The organism is Chryseobacterium gambrini, assembly GCF_027920505.1.
Taxonomy (GTDB): Bacteria; Bacteroidota; Bacteroidia; order Flavobacteriales; family Weeksellaceae; genus Chryseobacterium; species Chryseobacterium gambrini.
In genome coordinates this window covers 3601172-3624876 of record NZ_CP115857.1, presented here as the reverse complement: position 1 = coordinate 3624876, position 23705 = coordinate 3601172, and the positions used below count along the sequence as shown (strand labels likewise).

29 protein-coding genes and 1 tRNA gene are annotated in these 23705 nt (G+C 36.7%); 23 read left to right on the top strand and 7 right to left on the bottom strand.

The genetic code is table 11. The features are described 5' to 3' along the window. Positions 1–4: 4 nt before the first annotated feature. The 5 genes from PFY09_RS16730 to mce form a co-directional block, all read right to left on the bottom strand. The gene (locus tag PFY09_RS16730) at positions 5–394 is read right to left on the bottom strand and encodes a hypothetical protein (protein WP_271160420.1); all 390 of its coding nucleotides are present in this window, start codon (positions 392–394) and stop codon (positions 5–7) included. Beyond that, complete coding sequence (locus tag PFY09_RS16725) at positions 387–665, bottom strand: helix-turn-helix domain-containing protein (RefSeq protein WP_271160419.1); 279 nt, start codon at positions 663–665, stop codon at positions 387–389. The genes PFY09_RS16730 and PFY09_RS16725 overlap by 8 nt, the downstream gene beginning before the upstream one ends. Positions 666–788: 123 nt before the next feature. Beyond that, a complete protein-coding gene (locus PFY09_RS16720) occupies positions 789–1508 on the bottom strand; it encodes a hypothetical protein (protein WP_271160418.1) in 720 nt (239 codons plus the stop codon). A 123-nt stretch (positions 1509–1631) separates the two neighbouring features. Next, a tRNA-Ile gene (locus tag PFY09_RS16715) sits at positions 1632–1705 on the bottom strand. 62 nt (positions 1706–1767) lie between these two features. Further along, complete coding sequence (gene mce / locus PFY09_RS16710) at positions 1768–2166, bottom strand: methylmalonyl-CoA epimerase (RefSeq protein ID WP_271160417.1); 399 nt, start codon at positions 2164–2166, stop codon at positions 1768–1770. 90 nt (positions 2167–2256) lie between these two features. Between mce and rbfA the strand changes: the two genes are divergently transcribed. From rbfA to PFY09_RS16665, 9 genes are all read left to right on the top strand, one after another. Beyond that, entirely contained in the window at positions 2257–2616 is a 360-nt protein-coding gene (gene rbfA, locus PFY09_RS16705) for a 30S ribosome-binding factor RbfA (protein WP_076392997.1), read from the top strand. Positions 2617–2619: 3 nt separating this feature from the next. Continuing rightward, a complete protein-coding gene (locus tag PFY09_RS16700; RefSeq protein ID WP_076392999.1) occupies positions 2620–3825 on the top strand; it encodes an ABC transporter permease in 1206 nt (401 codons plus the stop codon). 47 nt (positions 3826–3872) lie between these two features. Next, positions 3873–5666, top strand: a complete 1794-nt coding sequence (locus tag PFY09_RS16695; protein ID WP_271160416.1) for an endonuclease — start codon at positions 3873–3875, stop codon at positions 5664–5666. A 61-nt stretch (positions 5667–5727) separates the two neighbouring features. Next, positions 5728–6465 (top strand): shikimate dehydrogenase family protein, encoded by a 738-nt coding sequence (locus PFY09_RS16690; RefSeq protein WP_271160415.1) that lies wholly within the window; start codon positions 5728–5730, stop codon positions 6463–6465. A gap of 78 nt (positions 6466–6543) precedes the next feature. Further along, a complete protein-coding gene (locus PFY09_RS16685) occupies positions 6544–8349 on the top strand; it encodes a DUF349 domain-containing protein (protein ID WP_271160414.1) in 1806 nt (601 codons plus the stop codon). A 60-nt stretch (positions 8350–8409) separates the two neighbouring features. Continuing rightward, positions 8410–9441 (top strand): bifunctional diaminohydroxyphosphoribosylaminopyrimidine deaminase/5-amino-6-(5-phosphoribosylamino)uracil reductase RibD, encoded by a 1032-nt coding sequence (gene ribD, locus PFY09_RS16680; protein ID WP_271160413.1) that lies wholly within the window; start codon positions 8410–8412, stop codon positions 9439–9441. A 101-nt stretch (positions 9442–9542) separates the two neighbouring features. Then, complete coding sequence (locus tag PFY09_RS16675; protein ID WP_214588570.1) at positions 9543–9725, top strand: bacteriocin-like protein; 183 nt, start codon at positions 9543–9545, stop codon at positions 9723–9725. 9 nt (positions 9726–9734) lie between these two features. Then, complete coding sequence (locus PFY09_RS16670) at positions 9735–9899, top strand: bacteriocin-like protein (protein WP_268052890.1); 165 nt, start codon at positions 9735–9737, stop codon at positions 9897–9899. A gap of 126 nt (positions 9900–10025) precedes the next feature. Beyond that, positions 10026–10628, top strand: a complete 603-nt coding sequence (locus PFY09_RS16665; protein WP_271160412.1) for an IMPACT family protein — start codon at positions 10026–10028, stop codon at positions 10626–10628. A 126-nt stretch (positions 10629–10754) separates the two neighbouring features. On the opposite strand, the gene PFY09_RS16660 is transcribed toward PFY09_RS16665, so the two are convergent. Next, complete coding sequence (locus PFY09_RS16660; protein WP_271160411.1) at positions 10755–11870, bottom strand: hypothetical protein; 1116 nt, start codon at positions 11868–11870, stop codon at positions 10755–10757. 124 nt (positions 11871–11994) lie between these two features. Then, on the bottom strand, positions 11995–12684 hold the full coding sequence (locus PFY09_RS16655) for a zinc metallopeptidase (RefSeq protein WP_076393013.1): 690 nt from the start codon (positions 12682–12684) through the stop codon (positions 11995–11997). 105 nt (positions 12685–12789) lie between these two features. Here PFY09_RS16655 and PFY09_RS16650 point away from each other — a divergent pair, with 105 nt between their 5' ends. From PFY09_RS16650 to nuoK, 14 genes are all read left to right on the top strand, one after another. After that, positions 12790–13917, top strand: a complete 1128-nt coding sequence (locus PFY09_RS16650) for a GNAT family N-acetyltransferase (protein ID WP_268052888.1) — start codon at positions 12790–12792, stop codon at positions 13915–13917. 42 nt (positions 13918–13959) lie between these two features. Continuing rightward, positions 13960–14136 carry a hypothetical protein gene (locus PFY09_RS16645; RefSeq protein ID WP_271160410.1) on the top strand — a complete coding sequence of 59 codons (177 nt, stop codon included), beginning with the start codon at positions 13960–13962 and terminating at the stop codon, positions 14134–14136. 121 nt (positions 14137–14257) lie between these two features. Beyond that, positions 14258–14629, top strand: a complete 372-nt coding sequence (locus PFY09_RS16640; protein WP_027380112.1) for an NADH-quinone oxidoreductase subunit A — start codon at positions 14258–14260, stop codon at positions 14627–14629. Between the two features lie 104 nt (positions 14630–14733). Further along, positions 14734–15294 (top strand): NADH-quinone oxidoreductase subunit B, encoded by a 561-nt coding sequence (locus PFY09_RS16635; RefSeq protein WP_271160409.1) that lies wholly within the window; start codon positions 14734–14736, stop codon positions 15292–15294. 5 nt (positions 15295–15299) lie between these two features. Further along, complete coding sequence (locus PFY09_RS16630; RefSeq protein ID WP_076393017.1) at positions 15300–15794, top strand: NADH-quinone oxidoreductase subunit C; 495 nt, start codon at positions 15300–15302, stop codon at positions 15792–15794. 62 nt (positions 15795–15856) lie between these two features. After that, positions 15857–17080, top strand: coding sequence for an NADH dehydrogenase (quinone) subunit D (gene nuoD / locus PFY09_RS16625; protein ID WP_076393019.1), 1224 nt, complete (start codon positions 15857–15859; stop codon positions 17078–17080). Positions 17081–17183: 103 nt separating this feature from the next. Next, a complete protein-coding gene (locus PFY09_RS16620) occupies positions 17184–17693 on the top strand; it encodes an NADH-quinone oxidoreductase subunit NuoE family protein (protein ID WP_076393021.1) in 510 nt (169 codons plus the stop codon). A 102-nt stretch (positions 17694–17795) separates the two neighbouring features. Further along, positions 17796–19154, top strand: coding sequence for an NADH-quinone oxidoreductase subunit NuoF (gene nuoF, locus PFY09_RS16615; protein WP_076393023.1), 1359 nt, complete (start codon positions 17796–17798; stop codon positions 19152–19154). Between the two features lies 1 nt (position 19155). Next, a complete protein-coding gene (locus PFY09_RS16610; protein ID WP_271160408.1) occupies positions 19156–20040 on the top strand; it encodes a hypothetical protein in 885 nt (294 codons plus the stop codon). Positions 20041–20082: 42 nt separating this feature from the next. Further along, positions 20083–21081, top strand: a complete 999-nt coding sequence (locus PFY09_RS16605; protein ID WP_076393025.1) for a 2Fe-2S iron-sulfur cluster-binding protein — start codon at positions 20083–20085, stop codon at positions 21079–21081. Positions 21082–21160: 79 nt separating this feature from the next. Continuing rightward, complete coding sequence (nuoH, locus tag PFY09_RS16600) at positions 21161–22225, top strand: NADH-quinone oxidoreductase subunit NuoH (RefSeq protein ID WP_271160407.1); 1065 nt, start codon at positions 21161–21163, stop codon at positions 22223–22225. Positions 22226–22316: 91 nt separating this feature from the next. Beyond that, entirely contained in the window at positions 22317–22874 is a 558-nt protein-coding gene (locus PFY09_RS16595) for a NuoI/complex I 23 kDa subunit family protein (protein ID WP_027380121.1), read from the top strand. Beyond that, positions 22874–23371 carry an NADH-quinone oxidoreductase subunit J family protein gene (locus PFY09_RS16590; protein ID WP_076393029.1) on the top strand — a complete coding sequence of 166 codons (498 nt, stop codon included), beginning with the start codon at positions 22874–22876 and terminating at the stop codon, positions 23369–23371. Before PFY09_RS16595 ends, PFY09_RS16590 begins: the two co-directional genes overlap by 1 nt. Before the next feature lie 4 nt (positions 23372–23375). Beyond that, positions 23376–23705 (top strand): NADH-quinone oxidoreductase subunit NuoK, encoded by a 330-nt coding sequence (gene nuoK, locus PFY09_RS16585; RefSeq protein ID WP_034703571.1) that lies wholly within the window; start codon positions 23376–23378, stop codon positions 23703–23705.

Here is a 23705-nt window from a genome sequence, read left to right as displayed (position 1 = left end):
ACCTCTACATATTAATTTTGCTTTCAAAAACTTTAGGAAAAATAAAGTATCCTTTATTATCATTCTTCATTCTATCATCATAAGGAGGTTCTTTTTTAGATAAAGAGTCAAAAAAAACTCCATTTGTATAAAAAACTAAATAATTCACTAAAACATCTGCCAATTTATAATCATATTTACTACTCAAAGGAGGAATTGAAATTTGAATTTTTTTTGGATAATACGTTACAGTTATACCTCTTTTAGTTTTTTGATCTATTTCATAAAGGTAGCCATTAGTGGCAGTCTCAATAATTGATAAGTTTTCAATAGTTCTTAAAATCCTTTTATTAAATTCATGATAATCAATTTCAACCGCATGACCAATTGAATAATATTCTAAATTTTTATACATCTTTTCTAAATTTTAAATTGTTCAACAATACCTCTTCTAAGGCATCTATACTTTTATTTTCATTTTGGAGCATCCAATTATCTAAATCAGATTTCTTAAAGTACAGTTTCCCACCATTAGGTTTGGAAAATGAAATTTTCGATTCAGATGTTAATTTATACAGTGAGCTTTCTGATAAATCAAGATATTGGGTAGCTTCCTTGAAGCTTAAAATATCCTTTCCAACAAATGTTGGTAACGTAGGATATTCTTCTTTTAATTTATTTACCATAATTTTAAATTTGAGAAGTCCTGATATCATTCAATTTGGACTTCAATTGCATGGCAAATTTCTGTATAGTGAAAAAATTATTGTGAAACAGAAAAAAAATAAAAACTGAAATCTTGTTTCAATTTATCTGGAAATATAATTGTATAGATTCTTTAAATCTATACTCTCAATATTTTCTTTAAGAGTATCGTAAATCTCAATAGGATATTTATTATTGCTTTGAATTTGAGTAAAATGTAGAAAAACACCTATAAATCTGAGAGAATCTGATTTTTTTAAATCTTGGTCAATTAAAAAAGAATACAATCGCTTAATGAATTGCTTTTTGTAGCTTTCAGATGTATTCTTGAATTGAACAGTCGATTCATCTTCCAGTATTTGCATTCTCTTAGAGCTGAAATTATCCTTATTAAATCCGTAATAATGAATTATTGAAGAGTATATATCTTGAACTACGAAAAAATTATCAACAGTAAGATTATTACCATTCTTATTTTTAAAATAAATACTTTTTAAATAATTATAATTATTAGAGAACAAATATTCTTCTAAAATATCAAATAGTGAAGATAAATTTTTAGATAAATTTAAATAGTCTTCATCCATCGAATTAATAATTGATAGATGTTCATTTTCATTAAAATATGTATTTTGAGTGAAAGCTAAAAGTGTAATAAAATCAGAAGAAAATATTTCTAAATTATATAACTTTACTAATTCACCAAGCAATTTCAGGATGTTAGAAGGAATGGAAAATTGTTTAAATTTGAAATTACCTATATCAATCGGAATAATGGTACATTTTTCTAATGGTACAATTTCATTAGCAACAGAATTTGACAAAGTTTCGATTTGTCTGAAATAGTAAATATCATTCACAATTCAAAAATAATAAAATGTTGCAGTATTGTTGCAGGCAAAAATAAAAAAAGCACCTACATTTCTGTAAGTGCTTGATTTAAAAAGTGGTCCCACCTGGGCTCGAACCAGGGACCACCTGATTATGAGTCAGGTGCTCTAACCAACTGAGCTATAGGACCTCAAAACTTGGTTAAATTTTGTGTTTGCAAAAATAGTAAAATTTCTTTCACTACAAAATTTTTTATTGCTTTTCTTGGCAAAGTTCTACCAGTACGCCGTTCGTGGATTTGGGATGAAGGAAGACAACTAATTTATTATCAGCACCTTCTTTCGGCTCTTCCGAGATAAATTCAAAATCTTCTTTTTTCAGTCTTTGCACTTCCTCAAGAATATTTTCGACGCCAAAAGCCAGATGATGGATGCCTTCTCCTTTTTTTTCAATAAACTTTGAGATCGGGCTATCCTCTTTACTCGCCTCCAAAAGTTCAATTTTGCTTTCTCCGGCAGCATAAAATGAAGTAACCACCCCTTCCCTTTCCACAGATTCCTGTTTGTAAGATTCCTTTCCTAAAAGCTTTGCAAAAAGTTCATCAGAAACGCCTAAAGATTTTACGGCAATGCCGATATGTTCTAATTTCATAAATATTTAAATAAATTAAGTCGTAAATTTGATACAGCAAACAAATTTCAAAGTATCAATTCAAACAAAAGTACTAAATTTGCAGAAATTATGGAAAGTAACAGACAAAGAAAAGTAGCACAGATTATACAGGAAGACTTCGCAGAACTTTTCCGCAAACAGGCTTCAGAAAGCAAACAAAGCATTCTGGTAACGGTTTCGGATGTAAAAGTAACGGCGGATCTGGGTATTGCCAAAATTTATTTAAGCATATTTCCGCAGGAGCACCGCAAAGCCGTGATGAAGGAAATTGAAGAAAATAAAGCACAATACAGAAACTTCATCGGTCAGAAAATGGCAAAGCAGGTTCGTGTAATCCCTAATCTTAATTTCTACTTAGACACTTCTCTGGACGACGTTGAAAAACTGGAACGTGAATTGAGAGGTGAAGGTGACAACCCTATTCTGTAACCCTTGAAAAACATTGCATTTTATATCGCTTCCCGATACCTTTTGTCTAAAAAAGGAAGTACTGCCGTTACGTTTATTACGTGGTTGGCAGTTGGGGCGATGACGGTTGCCGTAACTGCAATGTTCGTTATTATCTCCGTTTTTTCGGGGCTTGAAGACCTCAATAAAGAATTGATTTCAAATCTTCATGCCGATCTTACCCTCAAAAGTTCTTCCGGAAAAACACTGAAAGATTTCGATAAAATTAATTCCGTTCTCAAAAACAATAAAGAGATCAGTAACTTTTCGAGAGTTATTGAAGAAAAGGTATACATTAGCTATAATGGCAAAGGAGATATTGCTTATTTAAGAGGGGTAGATTCTGCCTACACGAAAGTGAACCCCATCAATAAGGATGTTTTTTACGGCGCTTATCCCAGCTTTAAGTATTCCAACGAAGTTTTAATGGAAAACTCTCTGGATAACAGACTTTCGATTCCTGTACCATCCAGTTCAGATTATGCGACGATCTTTATGCCGAAACCGGGAACCGGAATCATTAATAAAGAAGAAGATATTTACAACAAGAAAGACATCCTCGTCTCCGGAGTTTTTGCTGGAAAAGACCAACTGGACAATTATATTATTGCTCCTGTTGAATTGACTGAAGAGCTTTTAAATCTCCCAAAACATTCCGCTTATCAAATCGTTATCAAATTAAAGAATCCTGAAAATACAGACTCCGTAAAGCAACAGCTTATTTCTTCCCTTGGAAAAAACATTGAAGTAAAAACCAAAGAGGAAGAAAATGCGGCTTTCTGGAAAATGATCAATACCGAGAAGCTTTTTATCTATTTAATTTTTGCTTTGGTAATCTTTATTACCACCTTCAATTTAGCAGGAGCAATCATCATTCTTCAACTGGATAAAAAAGAACAGGCAAAATCCCTTATTTCGTTAGGTTTTCCGTTAAGTCATTTAAGACAGGTTTACTTTTATACCGGAGTTTTAATTGTCGTTCTAGGAATTATTTCAGGCTTACTTATAGGAACCGGACTTTGCTATTTCCAGCAGTTCACAGAGTTCTTTAAAGCCAACGAAACCTTACCTTTTCCGGTGAAAATAGTGGGTAAAAATTACATCACTGTTGCGGTTACCGCATCCTTATTCGGCTTTGGAATTTCATGGGCATTTTCCAAGATCAGCAAAGATTATATTACTAAAAATTAATACATAAGCTTTCATTTTTTCGTATCTTTGCGTCCCAATTTTTAAAAATGAAACGTAAATTATTCTCTTTTTTATTGAGCTTTGTCTTGATAAGTACCTTTGCTCAGATTCCTACGGGATATTACGACGGAACTGCAGGTCTTTCCGGAGCTGCTTTAAAAACCAAACTGAAACAGATTATTACCAACGGTCACGTAGACAATGGATATAGTGCACTATATAGTGGTTATGCAACAACGGATCGCGATAATATTGCAGGAATTCCGGGACTGGAAAACGATAATACGGTTTTAGACATGTATTCCGAGAATCCTAACGGAACAGATCCTTACTCATACAGCTATCCGGGAGCGCAGTGCGGAAATTATAACAGCGAAGGCGACTGCTACAACAGAGAGCATATCGTTCCTCAAAGTTTATTCAACAGCAATGCTCCGATGGTTTCAGATATTCATTTCATCAGACCGACCGACGGAAAAGTAAACGGAATGAGATCAAACTTTCCTTTCGGAAAAGTAGGATCGGCTTCTTTCACTTCTCAAAACGGATCAAAACTGGGAACTTCTGTCTCTCCGGGATATTCGGGGACGGTTTTTGAGCCTGTTGATGCTTTTAAAGGAGATATCGCGAGAATGGTTTTATATTTCGTAACAAGATATGAAACTCAGCTTTCAGGTTTCGGAACAGGAAATATGTTGGGAGGTTCCGCATTTCCGGGATTACAGACCTGGGAACTGAACCAATTATTGGCATGGCATATCGCAGATCCTGTTTCTGCTACCGAAATTGCAAGAAACAACGCTTCTTATACTTATCAGGGAAACAGAAATCCATACATCGATCATCCTGAATACGTTGCTGAAATTTGGGGAACTCCGGTTGCCGATACACAGGCTCCGACTGCTCCAACCAATTTGGCGACCAGCAACCCTACTTCCAACACCATTTCTTTAAGCTGGACGGCTTCTACAGATAACATCGGTGTTGTAGGATATGAAATTTATAAAGACGGCGTTTTATATGCTACGGTTACCGGAACAACGGCTACGGTTTCCGGGCTGAATCCTTCTACTACCTATAATTTTTATGTGATTGCTAAAGATGCAGCAGGAAATGCTTCTACAGTGAGCAATACCGCTTCAGGAACAACTCTTGCAGGAGGACAGCCGGGCGGAAGCTGCGGAACAGAGGATTTTTCCAATATTCCGGCGGCGGCTTCAAGCTACACAACACAAACATGGACGAGCAATAGCATTACATGGACTGCCACTGATGCAAGAACCGATCAGACAATTAACAGCCGGGCTATTACCATCAGAAACGGAAATCTTACAAGCTCTACAATTTCAGGCGGAATCGGAAGTTTAACAGTGACTACGAAATTACCGTTTTCTGACTCTGCAGGTAATCTGACTTTACAGATTAACGGAACTAATGCGGGAACTATTCCTTTTACTAATTCAGCTACCACTACTACAATCAGCAACATCAATGTTCCTAACAATGTGGTTATTAAAATAATCAATTCTGAAACAGGAAAAAGAATTTCTATTGATGATTTAAGCTGGACTTGCTTCACTACATTGGCAACTGCGGAAGTTTCTAAAGATAAATATCAGTTTACCATCTATCCTAATCCTGTAAAAAACAATGAATTGTTTGTAAAAGGAGAAAATCTGAATAAAATTTCGAAAGCTCAGATTTATGATCTGTCCGGAAAGCTGATCGAAACGATTGAAAATCCGTTCAGAACTTCTAATAAAATTCATCTGAAAGGTTTGGCAAAAGGAAATTATATTCTGAAAACAGATTCTTCGTCAGCGAAATTTATCGTAGAATAAAACAAAAAAAATATTTATCTCAAAGACCGGTTTTTCCGGTCTTTTTTTTTAATTTTATCCTATGGATTCCAACAAAAAATTAGGCTTGATCGGGAAAAACATTTCCTACTCTTTCTCGAAAAAATACTTTGAAGATAAATTCCAGAAACTGATGTTGAAAGATTATTCTTACAACATTTTTGATTTAAACGAAATTGATGAAGTAGAAGATGTCTTTTCTGCTCCGGAATTACTGGGCTTTAACGTAACGATTCCCTACAAGGAAAAAATCATCGATTATCTGGACGAACTGAGCGATGAGGCGAGAAACATCGGAGCCGTAAACTGTGTACTGATTGAAAACGGGAAGAAAACAGGCTATAACACGGATGCTTTCGGGTTCGAAAAGACTTTGCTGCTTCACAAAAAAACCCACCATGATTCAGCCATCATTTTAGGAAACGGAGGTGCAGCAAAAGCGGTAAAATATGTTTTGGACAAACACGGAATTCCATCGGTTACGGTTTCCAGAAGCACGGAAATTAATTATGACAATTTAGATGCTGCTTTTGTACAGGATCATAAACTCATTATCCAGTGTACTCCGGTAGGAACTTTTCCGAATGTGGAAGACTGCCTGAATTTCCCTTTCGAAGGGCTTTCAAAAGACCATTTGATTATCGATTTAATTTACAACCCAAACTATACCAAATTCATCATCAATGCCTCTGAAAAAGGAGCCAAAACAGTGAACGGATATTATATGCTGGAACAACAGGCAGAAAAAGCCTGGGAAATTTGGAATTTTCAAAAAAAATAACATAAATTAGTACTGTATTTAGCTTTTTAGCTCTATATTTAGAGGATATTTTAATGCCACTCACATAAACGATTTGCTATGATTACAGAAAACAACCTTTCTGAAAACGAGGAAAACAAAAATTCTAACGAAGTCCCTCAGGAAAAAACATCAGAACCTGCAGAACCTCAGGATGAAAGCATTCATCATGAGGAAACGGAACATGAAGAAGAGCACGAAGAAGTAGAAATTTCTCTTGCCGATGCCCTGAAGGAAATGGAAAAAATCATCAATGCACCCAATGCAGGTGAAGATTTCAAAAAATTCAATCAGCTCAAAGAAAAAGCAAGTCATTACATCCATGATGAAGTGGAAGATAAAAAGCATGAATATGCCGAAGCGGGAAATGCTCCTGAAAATTTCAGTTATGAGCATCCTTCTCAGGCGAAATTCTCTGCTTTGGTGAATATTTTCAGAGAAAAGCACGATGCATACCAAAAGGGGCAGGAAGAAGAACAGAAGAAAAATCTGGAACATCGCCAAACCATCATCGAAAGGCTTAAAAATCTGTATACGAATTCCGAACCGGGAACCAATCTTTTCAAATCGATAAGAGAGATTAAAGAAGACTGGTCCAAAGCGGGACAGGTTGCCAAATCTGAATTCAAGATTCTTAACAACAATTATTTTCATCATCTGAACCAGTTTTATCAGATGCTTGATCTGAATAAAGAATTTCTGGAGCAGGAGTACAGCCACAATCTTGAAAAAAGACAACACATCATTGAGCGTGCAAAACAGCTTGAACATGAGCCTGTGATTCAGAAAGCGCTGAATGAGCTGCAATATCTTCACAAATTATGGAAGGAAGAAGCGGAACCGGTTGCTGAAGAATTCCGTGAGAAAACATGGGAAGAATTCAAAGAAATTTCAAATAAAATCCACGAAAGAAAATCTGAACTTTCTGCTGCCATTGAAACGGAGCAGAACGAAAATCTGGAAAAGAAAAATCAGATCATCGCTGAAATCAAGAAACTTTCTGAGCCCGGTGAAAATCCTAACCATAATTACTGGCAGAACGCCATCCGCAGAGTGGAAGATCTCCGTTCAGAATTTCTGAAAACAGGAAGCGTTCCGAGAAAGCTCTCTAACCAGAACTGGAACGAGTTCAAAACGATTCTGAGAGGATTCAATACGACAAAAAACACCTATTATAAATCATTAAAAGGTTCTCAGCAGGCGAATCTGGAAGAAAAATTAAAACTGATCCAAACTGCAAAAGACAACCAGAATAATGAAGAGTGGGACATCGCCGTTCCTTTATTCAAAAAACTTCAGGAAGACTGGAAAAAAATAGGTCATGTTCCGAAAAGCATGACGAATAAAATCTGGGATGAATTCCGTGATGCATGTAATGCGTTCTTCAACAATTACCGTGAAAAAAGCAACGCTTCTACAGATAACTGGAAGGAAAATTACAAGCATAAAAAGGCAATTCTTGATGAGTTAAAAACAATCGGGAACGAAGATGGAAGCATCGAAAGAATTGAAGCCATTAAAACCGCATGGAACAACATCGGAAAAGTACCGAGAGATAAAATCTCCATCAATACAGAATTCAACAAAACGTTGAGAGAAAAATTGAAATTAAATAAAATCAACGAGCTGGAACTTAAAGAAGAAGGATTATCTGAAAATCAGCTTACAGACAAAGCAAGAAAAATCAAGAGCCAGATTTCTGATCTTGAAGCTGAAATTGTGAAGCTGGAAAACAATCTCGCATTCTTTAAAAATCCTTCAAGAGAAAACCCGATGCTGAGAGATACGTACGAATCTATCGACGAGAAAAAAGCTCATCTGGAAACTTTAAAACAAAATCTTCACAGCATTATTGCGGGAGAATAAAACTATTTAAAATATTAGAAAGCGGAGCAAAGCAATTTGACTTCGCTTTTTTCATTCAATATGCAGGACGAATTTTATATTAAAAGAGCCATCGAACTGGCTCAGAAAGCCATCGGAAAAACCTATCCGAATCCTTTAGTGGGAAGTGTGATTGTTCATAACGGTACAATTATCGGCGAAGGCTATCATCAGAAAGCAGGAGAACCTCATGCGGAAATTAACGCCATTAATTCTGTTGAAGACCCATCTTTAATCCCCGAATCCACTATTTACGTTACATTAGAACCTTGTGCGCATTACGGAAAAACGCCGCCCTGTGCTTTAAAAATCAAGGAATTAGGCTTTAAAAAAGTCGTAGTGGGAGCAATGGATTCTCATGACAAAGTGAACGGAAAAGGAAAAAAAATTATTCAGGATGCCGGAATTGAAGTAGTTTCAGGCGTTCTGGAAAAAGAATGTATTGATCTTAATAAAAGATTTTTCACCTACCATGAAAAGAAAAGACCTTACATCATTCTGAAATGGGCGCAATCGGGAGACGGATTTCTGGATAAGGATTTTAAACCAACCGCAGTTTCAAATTCTTTAGTAAATCAGTTCGTACATCAGTTGAGAGCAGATGAACACGCTATTTTGGTCGGAACACAGACCGCACTGAATGACGATCCAAGTTTAACGGTAAGAAATGTGGAAGGCATTAATCCTGTGAGAATTTTAATTGATTTTGATCTTAAAGTTCCTCAGGATTTTAAAATTTATAACGAAGAAGCGAAAACAATCGTGATTAATTCTGTAAAAGAAGAAATTGCAAATCATGTTCATTTTATTAAAACTGAAAAGGACAATTTCCTTCAGAATCTTATGGAAGCTCTGTATAAAGAGCAGATTCAGTCTGTTATTATTGAGGGGGGAAAATTCACTTTACAGCAGTTTACAGATGCCAATCTATGGGACGAAGCGATTGTTATTACCAATGAACATCTTCTTCTTAAGAACGGAACCCAAGCTCCTGTTTTTGACCAGTCAAATCCATTTAAAACTGAAATTATCAGAGATAACCGTGTTGATTTTTTTCTTTCAGAAAACATTTAAATATTTAATAATCAAAAATTTAACATAATAAATATTTTGTAATTTTTCACCACAGTTTGAAATTAAATATGTAGCTTTATGATGAACTAAAAATCATCATCATGAAAAATCTGAGAAAATTATCAAAACATGAACTAAAAAGTGTTTTGGGAGGAATCGAAAAATGTTATTATCTTCAAAACGGAACAAAAGTGTGTCCTTGCAACATCCACACGCAATATAACTGCAATGGTGTCTGTATTCCGATCGGACAGGCTTGCTTAAACCCACCTATTTCACTTTAAAAATATTATATGAAAAATCTGAAAAAACTACCGAGAAAAGAGCTTAAAAATCTTGTGGGCGGAATAGCACCGGTTTGCTGTTCTTATTATCCTGCAAACCTACAAAGATGCTGTAAAACACCTTCGAGTATGAGTTGTCCTCCACCTTGGCTGGAAGGAAGCTTTCCTTGTTAATGGATTAAAGAGAACTGTAAAGGTTCTCTTTTTTGTTATCTGTTTGCGGGACTTTTCTTAAAAAAATTTTACCTTTGAACAATTAAATCTAACATTCTCAGCAGAATCATTTTTTCTCTATTATATATGTTCAATTTTAAGACGATAGAATCTCCGGTAGAAAATACTTTATTAAAAGAAAAGGGAAGCAAATTTCTGGGTTTTGCGTTTCCCGTGAACAATGAGGAAGAACTGAAAAATGCTTTGGAAAAGATTCGTGCGGAACATCCGAAGGCAACACATCATTGCTATGCTTTCAGAATGGGACTTAACGGAGAAAACTATCGGGCAAATGACGACGGAGAACCTTCCGGAAGTGCAGGACTGCCCATTTACAACCAGTTATTAGCACATGAAATCACCAATGTTCTGGTTATTTCCGTCCGTTATTACGGAGGCACAAAACTGGGCGTTTCCGGTTTGGTAAAAGCGTACAAAGAATCGGCAAAAATTACACTGGAAGAAGCAAATATTGTTACGAAAGAGCTTGAAACGACTATTGAGATTCAGTTTAATTTTAATCAGCAGAATATAATTTTTACTTTGCTGTCTAAGTATGACGCGAAAATCATCTATTTTGATGCACAGGAAAGAGCAATAATTTCAGCAAAAATAAAATTAAGACACAAAGATGAAATTTTGGAATCCTTAATCAATATGCAATTTGTGGAATATAAAGTGCTTAATTAAAAGGAATTCACGTAAAGATTGCAAATCAAAAAATGGCTTCAACTGAAATTGATGATAAGTTTAGGTAAAGGCAATTCCTATCGATATTTTTGTAATGTTATTATATGATACTCAGATCAATTAAGATCAAAGTTTTATCATTTTATTTTCTTCCCAGTTATAAAGTATAATTTGAATACTCTTTTTCTGATATTTTTTCTTCAAATAAACTGCGATCTTCCGTTGAATTTCAATTTCCGCAATCGGTGCCGATTTTATTTCTTTAAACGCCCACTCCTGTAAATTTATATACCGACTTTCTTTACAAAAATTATTGGGTTCAGCTTCAAAATACGGTTTTAATTCTTTTATATTTCCTGAAATACAGATATTCATTTGATAGCCTTTTCCGGAATATAAATTAAATGAAAAATACTGATACCAACTTCCCCAGAAACTAAAAACAGGCAGGACAAACCACAGTACCAAAAACAATGCATTTGTGGCAATGGTTTTCTTATTAAAACCTTCCATGGTTTTTGAATAGATAATGCCTAAAATAAATATCATGGCAAAATTCCAGAGCCAGACTATAGAATTATATTTCAGCCCGAATGGTCCGATAAAAATAAGAATGCTTACGTGCATACCTATTAATAGATAACTAATCACTCTCTTTGACTTTGAAACCAATAACAGTAATGCTAAAAGAACTTCAAAAAAAGGAATTAATAAGCCCACGAAAAAAAGCTTATACTTTAAAATAAAATGCATCGACAGCCCAAGAAAATCTCTTAAAAACATATTTAGCCATACCAAAGAAAGGAAACTGCGACTGAATTTATGAAGACCACTGAAAATATAGACCGACACTAAAAATAAATGACCTAATATTAAAATATTTTCACGCTTGTAGAAATTAAGAATGACCAAGAGCAAAAAACACAGATACATATATTCCCAAGGCTGCCATCTCACCGTATCCAAAGAACAGCTCATTACTTCTAATAAAAATAAAACAGCAAGCAACCATCTGTTGGGTTTAATACATACAACAAGCAATAATGCAGATAGAGAAGCTCCGAATAAAAACTGATGCACAAAAGCAGGAATGTTTTCTAAACTGCTTATTGGGGGAATTACAGGATATACTCTTTCTGTAATCCAAGTTTTGTAGCTCCCAATTTTGGTTAAAAACCAGAAAAAAGCGATGCCCTTGATTAAATAGTTGGTTTGCTTTTCTAATAAATACTTTTCGCGCATTGATGTTTTCTGATTATTTCATAAAAATATTAATTTCAATTGAATCTGCAGTATCATTTATTGCACAAAAAAACATCTCGGAAAAACGATCCGAGATGCAGTATGTTTCATTCAAATTCAAAGATTAATCCCTTCTTCCTCCCATTAATAAGGAGATAAAATAAAGAAGCTGTACCAAAGATCCGATTGCAGCCACTACATACGTTCTTGCCGCCCATTTCAGACTGTCTTTTACGCCTACATATTCTTCTGTTGTTACCGTTCCCGTATCACGAAGCCATTTCATGGCTCTGTTGCTTGCATCATATTCCACCGGAAGTGTTACAAATGCGAAAAGCGTCGTGAAAGCAAACATAATAACCCCTATTGTAAGAACAAGTTTACTTCCACTAAATGCCATGATTACAAGTCCTCCCATAATTACAAACTGCATCAGGTTGGAACTTATGCTTACTACCGGAACCAATTTGGACCGTAACTGCAACATGGAATATCCTACTTTATGCTGAACCGCATGACCGCATTCGTGTGCTGCAACAGCCGCTGCCGCTGCATTTCTCTGCATATACACTGCCTCAGAAAGGTTAACTGTTTTATTTTCCGGATTGTAATGATCTGTTAACTGTCCCGGAACCGACATTACCTGAACGTCGTTAATCCCGTTATCTCTCAGCATTTTCTCCGCCACTTCTTTTCCTGAAAGCCCGTTTCTAAGATAGACTTTAGAATATTGTTCGAATTTCGATTTCAGTCTCCACGAAACAAACCAGCTCACCGCCATCGAAACAATAATAATCAAATAATAACCATTCATCTCTGTAATCTTTATAATATACTTTTCATCCGATATGATGTAAAAACTGTGCCAAAGTATTGTATTAATTTAGTTATATTTGTTCCATAATTTCACGAAAAAATCATGTCAGAGATTTCAGTTATTGAAGTAAAAAACAGCGAACAGCTAAAGCAATTCGTAAGATTTCCCATGGATCTGTACAAAAACAATCCGTATTACGTTCCGTCTCTTATTAATGATGAGATTAAAATATGGAGCACGAAAGAAAATCCTGCGCTGCAATACTCTGAAGCCAAACAGTTTCTGGCGTACAAAAACAACAAAGTTGTCGGAAGAATCGCCTTAATGATCAATCATAAAGAAGAACGCGAACTAGGGATAAGAAAAGTACGTTTTGGCTGGATTGATTTTATTGATGATGAAAAAGTTTCTCAGGCACTCATCGGAAAAGCAGTTGAGTACGCCAAAGAAAAAAACATCGGAAAGATTGAAGGACCGATGGGTTTCACGAATCTTGATAAAGCCGGAATGCTGACTTTAGGCTTCGATAAACTGGCAACCATGATCGGAATTTACAATCATGCGTATTATCCTCAACATCTGGAAAAACTGGGTTTAACCAAAGAAAAGGAATGGGTGGAATTTGAAATTATGTTCCCGGATTCCCTTCCTGAGAAAATTTACAAGTTCAATGAACTGATTTCCCAGAAATATCATCTGAAAGTTCTAAGATTTAAATCTAAAGAAGAAATTCTGCAGTATGTGGATGCGATGTTTGATCTGCTGGATGAAACGTACAAGCATCTTTCTACCTACACTCCTATTTCGGATGAACAGCGAAAAACTTACAAAGAGAAATATTTCCCTTTAATCGATAAAGATTTCATCGTGTGTATCGCAGATGAAAATAACAATCTGGTTTCTTTTGCCATTACAATGCCCTCCTATTCAAAAGCTCTGCAAAAATCCAAAGGAAAATTGCTTCCTTTCGGATGGTGGCATTTTTTACAGGCAGGAAAGAAAAACGACAGGGCTAATTTTTACCTGATCGGTATTCATCCCGATTATCAGAGACGTGGCGTTACTTCCATTATTTTTAAGGAAATCTGGGATATCTTCAACAAAAAAGGAGTAAAATATCTGGAAACCAATCCTGAACTGGAAGAAAACAAAAGCATTCAGCTTCTTTGGCAGGATTACAATCCCGTGAACCATAAAAGAAGGAGAACCTACGCTCTGGAAATTAAATAATTTTTCATCATCAAAAAGTAGACTTATTGTAAGTTTTAAAATATGAAACCACAACTCATCATTTTCGGAATTTTAATTGCCGGATTTATTGCATACAATTTATTTTTCCAGTTGGCGGACGACAGAACCAATACGGCAGTGAATACTATCTACGCAAGTCTCCTTTTTGCCTATATTTCCTTTATGGCGTATTCTCTCATCAGAAAAATGAAAAAATAACTGTTATTTTTAATGATTCTAAATTATCCGTTTTGCCTATTTTGGAGCCACTTTTAACCTCATAAATTTCATGCTTTCTTGTTTATTCGCTAAATTTGCAAATTGAGATAATAATGCAAAAATGAATTTACCTGAAAGTTATATTCCAATCCTTATACAAGCAGGTGTTGCGATCGGTTTCGTAGCCATTTCTTTGCTTGGAGCGCATTTTTTAGGTCCGAAACAGAAAAAAGGAAATTCTGTGAAAAACCAAAGCTGGGAGTGTGGAGTCCCGGTAGAAGGAAATGCAAGAACACCGTTTTCCATTAAGTACTTTTTGACGGCGGTATTATTCGTATTATTCGATATTGAAATCGTATTTTTTTATCCGTACGCGGTAAACTTCAGAGAATTCGGAATGGAAGGATTCCTTGCCGTTCTTACATTCGTAGCGATCTTCTTCATGGCATTTTTCTATGTATGGAAAAGAGGCGCTTTAGATTGGGATAAATAAGAAATTATAAATTTTAAATTACAAATTTTAGATGGTGATTTTCGATTAAAGTTAACATTAACAATAATTTAGAATCTAAAATTTAAAATCTAAAATCTACTAAAATGTCAGATAACAAACCAGTAATAAGAACAGATGCACTTACTCCGGAAGGATTTGAAGGAGAAGGGTTTTTCGCAACAAAACTGAGCAGTGTAATCGGGATGGCAAGAAAATTTTCTCTTTGGCCGTTACCATTTGCAACCTCTTGTTGCGGTATCGAGTTTATGGCTACCCTGAATCCAACGTATGATGCTTCCCGATTTGGTATGGAAAGAAACTCTTTCTCCCCAAGACAGGCAGATATGTTAATGGTTTGCGGAACGATATCCAAAAAATTAGGACCGGTACTTAAAGAAGTGTACACTCAGATGGCAGAGCCGAAATGGGTGGTTGCAGTTGGAGCCTGTGCTTCCAGCGGTGGTATTTTTGATACGTATTCTGTTTTACAGGGTATTGATAAAATTATTCCGGTAGACGTTTACGTTCCGGGATGTCCTCCGAGACCGGAACAGATTATTGAAGGTGTAATGCAGGTTCAGGCTTTGGCAGAAAGCGAAAGCATCAGAAGAAGAGATATGCCTGAATATCAGAAATTACTAGATTCTTACAACATTAGCAACTAACGGAAATGACAAACGAATTTGTATTAGAAGCAATTACAAGAGAATTTCCGGAGTCTGTTATTGCAAGTTCAGAGCCTTATGGAATGTTGACGATTGAAGTAAAGAAGGAAGATCTGAAAAAAATCGTTCACTATCTGAAAGATTCATCACTGGAAATCAATTTCCTTACCGATGTATGCGGAATCCATTATCCTGAGTTTCCGGAAAAGGAAATCGGTGTGGTTTATCACCTGCACAATATGATGACGAACTTCAGATTACGTCTGAAAATATTCATGTCCAGAGAAAACATCGAAGTAGACTCTTTAGTGGAATTGTATGCAGGAGCCAACTGGATGGAAAGAGAAACGTATGATTTCTACGGAATCAAATTTAAAGGACATCCGGATCTGAGACCTATTTTAAATATGGAAGATCTTGGTTACCACCCGATGCTGAAAGAATATCGTCTGGAAGACGGAACAAGAACAGACAAGAACGACAGCATGTTCGGAAGATAAAAAGGCCAATGGCCAATGGCAGCTAGCCAATAGCCAGAAGCAAATAGCTAAAAGCAATCATTATGAAAGATAACTCATTATCTAATATACTAAACCAATACGAAAGTAAGGAACAGATTGACGGACAGTTATACACCCTCAATTTAGGACCCACCCACCCTGCAACGCACGGTATTTTCCAGAATATCTTAACGATGGACGGAGAAAGAATCCTTCATGCAGAGCAGACTGTGGGATATATCCACAGAGCATTTGAGAAAATTTCTGAAAGAAGAAACTACTCTCAGATCACTACCCTTACCGACCGTATGAATTACTGTTCTGCGCCCATCAACAATTTGGGTTGGCACATGACGGTTGAAAAGCTGATCGGCGTTGAAGTTCCAAAACGTGTAGACTATATGCGTGTTATTTTAATGGAGCTTGCGAGAATCGGAGATCACCTGATCTGTAACGGTGTAACGGGAATGGACTCCGGAGCAATTACCGGTCTTACCTATATGTTCATCGAAAGAGAACGTATCTACGATATGTATGAGCAGATCTGCGGAGCGAGAATGACGACCAATATGGGAAGAATCGGAGGTTTTGAAAGAGATTTCACTCCAAAATTCCATGAGTTATTAAAGGATTTCCTTAAAACGTTCCCGCCAAGATTCAAAGAATTCTGTACATTATTAGAAAGAAACAGAATCTTTATGGACAGAACCATCGGAGCAGGATCTATTTCTGCAGAAAGAGCATTAAGCTATGGTTTCACAGGTCCGAATTTACGTGCAACCGGTGTGGATTATGACGTGAGAGTTGCGCAGCCTTATTCTTCTTACCAGGATTTCGACTTCATCATTCCGGTAGGAACTTCCGGAGATACCTACGACCGTTTCATGGTTCGTCAGCAGGAAATCTGGGAATCTATAAAAATCATCAAACAGGCATACGAAAACCTTCCTGAAGGACCATTCCACGCGGATGTTCCGGATTTCTATCTTCCTGAAAAGGCAGATGTCTACAAGAAAATGGAAGCACTGATTTACCATTTCAAAATTGTAATGGGAGAAACAGATGTACCGAAAGGAGAAGTTTATCATGCAGTAGAAGGCGGAAACGGAGAATTAGGTTTCTATCTTGTGAGTGATGGCGGAAGAAGTCCTTACCGATTGCATTTCAGAAGACCTTGTTTCATCTATTATCAGGCATATCCTGAAATGATTACAGGTTCTGTAATTTCAGATGCGATCGTTACGATGTGTAGTATGAATATTATTGCGGGAGAATTAGACGCATAAAATTGTAAGAAGTATCATTGTAAAATGTATTCATGATTTTGCAGTGATTAAAATAAATAAGTCATTAGTACATTGTACGTTGTACAATAATACATTAAATAAAATGAGCGAAACAATAGCTTTTAAACCGGAAAGTTTAGCACAGGTACACAAAATTATCGCAAGATATCCTGAAGGAAGACAAAAATCTGCCCTTATTCCTGTACTTCATTTGGCACAGAAAGAATTCGGAGGCTGGTTAGACGTTCCGGTAATGGATTATGTTGCAGAATTATTGAGTATCAAACCTATCGAAGTTTATGAAGTAGCTACTTTCTACACCATGTTCAACATGAAGCCGGTAGGTAAATATGTTCTGGAAGTTTGCAGAACCGGACCTTGTATGGTTTCGGGAAGTGAAAAAATCCTAGACCATATCCGTACAAAACTGAACATTAAAGACGGACAGACTACGGAAGACGGAATGTTTACTTTAAAACCTGCTGAATGTCTGGGAGCATGTGGATATGCTCCGATGATGCAGTTGGGGAAATTTTTCCATGAAAATTTAACGATAGAAAAAGTAGACGAGATCCTTGATCTTTGCAGAGAAGGACAGATCGCTTTAGACTAATAGAAATTTTAAATTCTACATTTTAGATTTTAAATTATTCACTTAACGTTTAATCATAATTAATGCAAGAAGCCAAAAGCCTATTGCAAGAAGCAAATAACAATGAGTAAAAAACTTTTACTTAAAAACGCACATATTGAAGGCATCCGCTACTTTGAAACCTACCGTAAAAACGGAGGTTACGAAGCTGCTGAAAAAGCCTTAAAAATGACTCCTGACGAAATTCTTGAAGAAGTAAAAGCTTCAGGACTTCGTGGACGTGGTGGAGCAGGATTCCCAACAGGAATGAAATGGAGCTTCCTTGCAAAACCGGAAGGTGTTCCGAGACACCTTGTTGTAAATGCCGACGAATCTGAACCGGGAACGTTCAAAGACAGATATCTGATGGAGTTTCTTCCTCACTTACTGATCGAAGGAATGCTTATTTCATCATACTGTTTAGGTTCAAATGTTTCTTATATCTACATCCGTGGAGAATACTCATGGATTCCCGATATTCTGGAAGAAGCCATTGAAGAAGCGAAGGCAGCAGGATTTTTAGGTAAAAATATTTTAGGAACCGGTTTCGATTGTGAAATTTACGTTCAGAGAGGTGGTGGAGCATATATCTGTGGTGAAGAAACCGCATTGCTTGAATCTCTTGAAGGTAAAAGAGGAAATCCGAGACTGAAACCGCCATTCCCGGCTGTAAAAGGACTTTGGGAAAGACCAACGGTAGTAAACAACGTTGAATCCATTGCGGCAGTTGTTCCGATCATTGAAATTACAGGAGCTGAATATGCTAAAATAGGAGTTGGAAGATCTACAGGAACAAAATTGATTTCTGCCTGTGGAAACATCAACAAACCCGGAGTGTATGAAATCGACATGACCATTACGGTTGAAGAATTCATTTATTCTGAAGAATATTGCGGAGGAATTAAAGACGGAAAAAGATTAAAAGCCTGTATTCCGGGAGGAAGCTCTGTTCCGATTGTTCCGGCTAATTTATTATTAAAAACCGTAAACGGAGAACCTCGATACATGAACTACGAATCTTTGGCTGACGGTGGATTTGCTACCGGAACCATGATGGGTTCAGGAGGATTCATTGTTTTGGATGAAGATCAGTGTATCGTAGAACATACCATGACTTTAGCGAGATTTTACAATCACGAAAGTTGCGGACAATGTACGCCTTGCCGTGAGGGAACGGGATGGATGTACAAGATTTTAAAGAAAATCGAGAAAGGAGAAGGAAAAATGGAAGACATCGATTTACTTTGGGACATCCAGAGAAAAATCGAAGGAAACACAATTTGTCCGTTAGGTGATGCAGCAGCTTGGCCTGTTGCAGCGGCTATTCGTCACTTCAGAGATGAATTCGAATGGCACATTAAAAACCCTGAGTTATCACAGACTCAGAACTACGGATTGGCACATTATGCAGATCCGATTCCTGCAGTTGAGAAGAATGCTTAAGATGAAAAAAATATTGGCAGTAGGTCTAATGATGTCGGGTTTTGTTTTCGGACAGGTAAAAAAAGATACATTAGAAGAAAAAGAATATAAACTGGAGGCGACTCCATACAAAGCTGAAAAAAAAGAAAAACCTTTACCCTTAAGCACAAAAGGTCAGGTTTTCGTTTTCTACGGATGGAACAGAGCGGCTTACAGCAATTCTGACATTCATTTCTCGGGAAACGGTTATGATTTTCAGTTAAATAATGTATCTGCGAAAGACAGACCAACGAAATTCGGAATTGTTTATTTCGATCCAAGCTGGTTTACAGTGACCCAATATAATTTCAGACTTGGTTATTTTATTAAAGATAATTTAGCTTTGGTTTTAGGAATTGATCACATGAAATATGTAATGAACCAGGATCAGACGGTTGGGTTTTCAGGAAATATTTCGGATCCGAAATATGCAGCAATGGTACAGAACGGGCAGGTAAATCTTGCCGATGAAAAGTTTCTTACTTTTGAGCATACCGACGGATTAAATTATGAAAATGTCGGGCTTGAAAAATATAAAAATCTGGTTCATAAAAAGAACATCGATCTGGTATGGTCTTATGGAGCCGGAATCGGGTTTATGTTTCCGAAAAGTAATGTAAAGCTTTTTGGTAACGAGAGAAGCGACCGTTTTCACATTGCCGGAATGGGAACCGATTTAAGATCCAGTCTTAACCTTGTATTCTGGAAAAACTGGATGCTGAGAGCAGAAGTAAAAGCCGGATACATCAATATGTGGGACATTAAAACAACATTAAATAATAAACCGGATAAAGCCAGACAGGATTTTGTTTTCGGACAGGTTCTCGCCGGAATCGGGTATACATTTAATACAAAAAAGTATAATTAAAACAGAGCTTAATTGCTAAGGCAAAAGCGAAAAGCATAGAATATGAGCGAAGAGGTTAAAAAATTCAAAATAACGATAGACGGACAGACTACTGAAGTTTTGCCGGGTACTTCTATTCTGGAAGCTGCAAGACAAATCGGCGGAAAATCTGTACCTCCTGCAATGTGCTACTACAGCAAACTGGAAACCAGTGGCGGAAGATGCAGAACCTGCCTTGTGGAAGTTTCCAAAGGATCTGAAGCAGATCCGCGTCCTATGCCGAAATTGGTAGCAAGCTGCAGAACCAACGTAATGGACGGGATGGAAGTAAAAAATCTTACTTCTGAAAAAGCTCAGGAAGGAAGAAAAGCAGTTACGGAATTCCTTTTGGTAAACCATCCGTTAGACTGCCCTATCTGCGATCAGGCGGGAGAATGTCATCTTCAGGATTTAGGTTACGAACACGGAAATCTTGAAACCAGAACGGAGTTCGAAAGAAATACGTACGATGCCGATGATTTGGGTCCGCACATCAAACTGAATATGAACCGTTGTATTCTTTGTGCAAGATGTGTACTCGCTGCAAACCAGCTAACTGGAGAAAGAGAACACGGAATTTTATTCAGAGGGGATCACGCTGAAATTTCAACCTACTTAAATAAAGCTTTGGATAATGATTTCATCGGAAACGTCATCGATGTTTGTCCGGTTGGAGCATTAACCGACAGAACAGCACGTTTTTCAAGCAGAGTTTGGTTTACAAAACCAATGAACGCTACCTGTAAATGTGATAAATGTTCCGGAAAAGCCGTAGTCTGGATGAAAGGTGACGAAATCGTGAGAGTTACCGCAAGAAAAGATCAGTGGGGAGAAGTTGAAGAATTTATCTGCGACACCTGCCGTTTCGACAGAAAAGAGCTTTCTGACTGGAATATTGAAGGTCCGAGACATATCGACAGACACTCAGTAATTTCATTGAACCACTACGAAAAGCCTAAAGATGAACTAAGAGTTTTAGATAATCCGATGGCAAAGGAAATCAGTGAAAAAGACGAAAAATAATACTAAATTATAAATTTTAAATTATAGATTTTAAATGAATTACAATCTATAATCTAGAATCTAAAATCTAAAATTCAGAATGGATTTACTTACATTTAAACTTATACTTGTATTTGCGCTTTTCCTGCTTTCGTTAACGATTGCAGCCTACTCTACCTGGGCAGAAAGAAAAGTAGCTTCTATTATGCAGGACAGAATTGGTCCTAACAGATCAGGACCTTTCGGATTGCTTCAGCCTTTAGCCGACGGTGGAAAGTTTTTCTTTAAAGAAGATTTTACCCCTGCGAATGCAGAAAAATTCCTTTTCGTACTGGGACCGGCTTTGGTAATGTTTATTTCATTAATTACAGGAGCTGTTATTCCCTGGGGTAAAAGTTTAAATATTGCAGGTACTTCTTATGATCTTCAGGTGGCAAACATCGATGTCGGAGTATTATTCATCATCGGAATGGCTTCCATCGGAGTTTACGGAATTATGATCGGAGGTTGGGCTTCTAACAACAAATATTCATTATTAGGTGCGATCCGTGCTTCTTCTCAGATGATTTCTTATGAATTAGCAATGGGATTGGCTTTGCTTTCCATCATTATGATGACGGGAAGTTTAGATTTAAAAGAAATTACGGAAAGCCAGACAAACGGAAAATTATGGGGATTCATTCCTTGGGTTTCGGGGCTTAACTGGAATATTTTCTACCAACCAGTTGCTTTCTTAGTATTTATTGTAGCAGCTTTGGCAGAAACCAACAGACACCCTTTCGATTTACCTGAGTGTGAATCTGAATTGGTAACAGGATATTCTACAGAGTATTCTTCCATGAAATTAGGATTGTATATGTTCGGTGAATACGTGAATATGTTTATTTCGAATGCTTTCATGGTTGTTCTGTTCTTCGGAGGTTACAATTATCCCGGAATTGAATGGGTTACTCAGAACTGGGGAGAAAATACTGCCGGAATTTTGAGTATTGTGGCGTTTTTAATTAAAACCATCATCGGAATTCTGATCTTTATGTGGATCAGATGGACACTTCCGAGATTCAGATATGATCAATTGATGCACTTAGGATGGAAAACTTTAATTCCAATGGCATTGGTTAACCTGCTGGTTACAGGAGCTGTAATTTTAGCATTTGGAAATTAATTAATTTGAAAATGAGCTGATGTGAAAATGTGATGATGCGATCAACTTCCATCTCCCGGCTTCCATCTTCTAACATTTAATAATAAAAAAAATGAAACTTACGAACAGATCAAAAGTTGTTTCTAATAAAGAAATGACCCTTGCTGAAAAAATCTACTTACCTGCGATTTTTACAGGAATGGGGATTACATTTAAGCATGCTGTAAGAACCGTATTGAAAGGGGCTCCCGCAGTATATTCGTATCCGGAAGTACAGAAACCGAGAGCAGAAATCTGGAGAGGTCAGCACGTTTTGAAAAGAGACGAAGAAGGCAGAGAAAGATGTACGGCTTGCGGACTTTGTGCGGTGGCATGTCCTGCAGAAGCAATTACCATGACTGCTGCAGAGAGAACCAAGGAAGAAAAGCATCTTTACAGAGAAGAAAAATATGCATCGGTATATGAAATCAATATGCTGAGATGTATTTTCTGCGGTATGTGTGAAGAAGCCTGTCCGAAATCTGCGATCTATCTTACCGACAGATTGGTGGACGTGGAAACCAACAGAGGTTCTTTCATTTACGGAAAAGATAAATTGGTAGAAAAAATAAATGAAAGGATTGACATCACAGAAAGACAATCCGAGAAACAAAAAAATGCGGTAAAATAATGGATCAGTTTTTATTTTTCTTGGTGGCGTTTTTAGCAGTGGCAAGTGCGGTTTACTTCGTTTTTGCAAGAAATCCTCTGTACGCTGTTTTGTCATTAATTGTTACAATGTTTTCTATTGCGGGCATGTACATCCTTCTGAATGCACAGTTCCTTGCGATTATCCAGATTATTGTGTATGCCGGAGCGATCATGGTATTGTTCCTTTACATTCTGATGATGCTTAACCTTAATAAACAAGACGAAAGTAAGAAGGGCAATACTTTAAAATTTGCCGGAGTTTTTACAGCAGGACTTTTGTTAATTGGAGTTTTAGGCGTTTTCAGAGGTGTTCAGCAGAACCAGATCGTTGTTGAAAATGTAGACAACGGAGTTGGTTTGACGAAAAATCTGGGAAGACTTTTGTTTAATGAATATGTTTTGCCGTTTGAGCTTGCATCCATCCTTATTTTGGCAGGTATTGTAGGTGCGGTATTAATCGGTAAAAAAGATCTATAAAATTATGGGAGAAGTAAATACATTTATACAAAGCGTCCCTCTGAATTATTTCATCATACTTTCATCAGTACTGTTCTGTTTGGGAGTTTTAGGAGTATTGCTGAGAAAAAACGCGATTGTTATTTTGGGTTGTGTAGAGCTTATGCTGAATTCTGTAAACCTTTTACTGGCTGCGTTTTCTGCATACAAAGGTAACGGCGACGGACAACTTTTAGTTTTCTTCATTATGGTGGTTGCTGCTGCGGAAGTAGCGGTAGGTCTGGCAATTATTGCTATGCTGTATAGAAATACCCGTTCTGTTGATGTAAGTATATTTAATAAATTAAGAGGATAA

Excerpts from the sequence above, each read along its gene's own strand:
- nuoK (WP_034703571.1), top strand. The coding sequence starts at position 23,376 with ATGGGAGAAGTAAATACATTTATACAAAGCGTCCCTCTGAATTATTTC.
- PFY09_RS16665 (WP_271160412.1), top strand. The coding sequence starts at position 10,026 with ATGTTCAATTTTAAGACGATAGAATCTCCGGTAGAAAATACTTTATTA.
- PFY09_RS16595 (WP_027380121.1), top strand. The coding sequence starts at position 22,317 with ATGAAACTTACGAACAGATCAAAAGTTGTTTCTAATAAAGAAATGACC.
- nuoD (WP_076393019.1), top strand. The coding sequence starts at position 15,857 with ATGAAAGATAACTCATTATCTAATATACTAAACCAATACGAAAGTAAG.
- nuoH (WP_271160407.1), top strand. The coding sequence starts at position 21,161 with ATGGATTTACTTACATTTAAACTTATACTTGTATTTGCGCTTTTCCTG.
- mce (WP_271160417.1), bottom strand. The coding sequence starts at position 2,166 with ATGAAATTAGAACATATCGGCATTGCCGTAAAATCTTTAGGCGTTTCT.
- PFY09_RS16590 (WP_076393029.1), top strand. The coding sequence starts at position 22,874 with ATGGATCAGTTTTTATTTTTCTTGGTGGCGTTTTTAGCAGTGGCAAGT.
- PFY09_RS16690 (WP_271160415.1), top strand. The coding sequence starts at position 5,728 with ATGGATTCCAACAAAAAATTAGGCTTGATCGGGAAAAACATTTCCTAC.
- PFY09_RS16605 (WP_076393025.1), top strand. The coding sequence starts at position 20,083 with ATGAGCGAAGAGGTTAAAAAATTCAAAATAACGATAGACGGACAGACT.
- PFY09_RS16730 (WP_271160420.1), bottom strand. The coding sequence starts at position 394 with ATGTATAAAAATTTAGAATATTATTCAATTGGTCATGCGGTTGAAATT.
- PFY09_RS16635 (WP_271160409.1), top strand. The coding sequence starts at position 14,734 with ATGTCAGATAACAAACCAGTAATAAGAACAGATGCACTTACTCCGGAA.
- ribD (WP_271160413.1), top strand. The coding sequence starts at position 8,410 with ATGCAGGACGAATTTTATATTAAAAGAGCCATCGAACTGGCTCAGAAA.
- PFY09_RS16655 (WP_076393013.1), bottom strand. The coding sequence starts at position 12,684 with ATGAATGGTTATTATTTGATTATTATTGTTTCGATGGCGGTGAGCTGG.
- PFY09_RS16695 (WP_271160416.1), top strand. The coding sequence starts at position 3,873 with ATGAAACGTAAATTATTCTCTTTTTTATTGAGCTTTGTCTTGATAAGT.
- PFY09_RS16660 (WP_271160411.1), bottom strand. The coding sequence starts at position 11,870 with ATGCGCGAAAAGTATTTATTAGAAAAGCAAACCAACTATTTAATCAAG.
- PFY09_RS16725 (WP_271160419.1), bottom strand. The coding sequence starts at position 665 with ATGGTAAATAAATTAAAAGAAGAATATCCTACGTTACCAACATTTGTT.
- PFY09_RS16620 (WP_076393021.1), top strand. The coding sequence starts at position 17,184 with ATGAGCGAAACAATAGCTTTTAAACCGGAAAGTTTAGCACAGGTACAC.
- nuoF (WP_076393023.1), top strand. The coding sequence starts at position 17,796 with ATGAGTAAAAAACTTTTACTTAAAAACGCACATATTGAAGGCATCCGC.
- rbfA (WP_076392997.1), top strand. The coding sequence starts at position 2,257 with ATGGAAAGTAACAGACAAAGAAAAGTAGCACAGATTATACAGGAAGAC.
- PFY09_RS16650 (WP_268052888.1), top strand. The coding sequence starts at position 12,790 with ATGTCAGAGATTTCAGTTATTGAAGTAAAAAACAGCGAACAGCTAAAG.
- PFY09_RS16675 (WP_214588570.1), top strand. The coding sequence starts at position 9,543 with ATGAAAAATCTGAGAAAATTATCAAAACATGAACTAAAAAGTGTTTTG.
- PFY09_RS16685 (WP_271160414.1), top strand. The coding sequence starts at position 6,544 with ATGATTACAGAAAACAACCTTTCTGAAAACGAGGAAAACAAAAATTCT.
- PFY09_RS16630 (WP_076393017.1), top strand. The coding sequence starts at position 15,300 with ATGACAAACGAATTTGTATTAGAAGCAATTACAAGAGAATTTCCGGAG.
- PFY09_RS16670 (WP_268052890.1), top strand. The coding sequence starts at position 9,735 with ATGAAAAATCTGAAAAAACTACCGAGAAAAGAGCTTAAAAATCTTGTG.
- PFY09_RS16610 (WP_271160408.1), top strand. The coding sequence starts at position 19,156 with ATGAAAAAAATATTGGCAGTAGGTCTAATGATGTCGGGTTTTGTTTTC.
- PFY09_RS16645 (WP_271160410.1), top strand. The coding sequence starts at position 13,960 with ATGAAACCACAACTCATCATTTTCGGAATTTTAATTGCCGGATTTATT.
- PFY09_RS16640 (WP_027380112.1), top strand. The coding sequence starts at position 14,258 with ATGAATTTACCTGAAAGTTATATTCCAATCCTTATACAAGCAGGTGTT.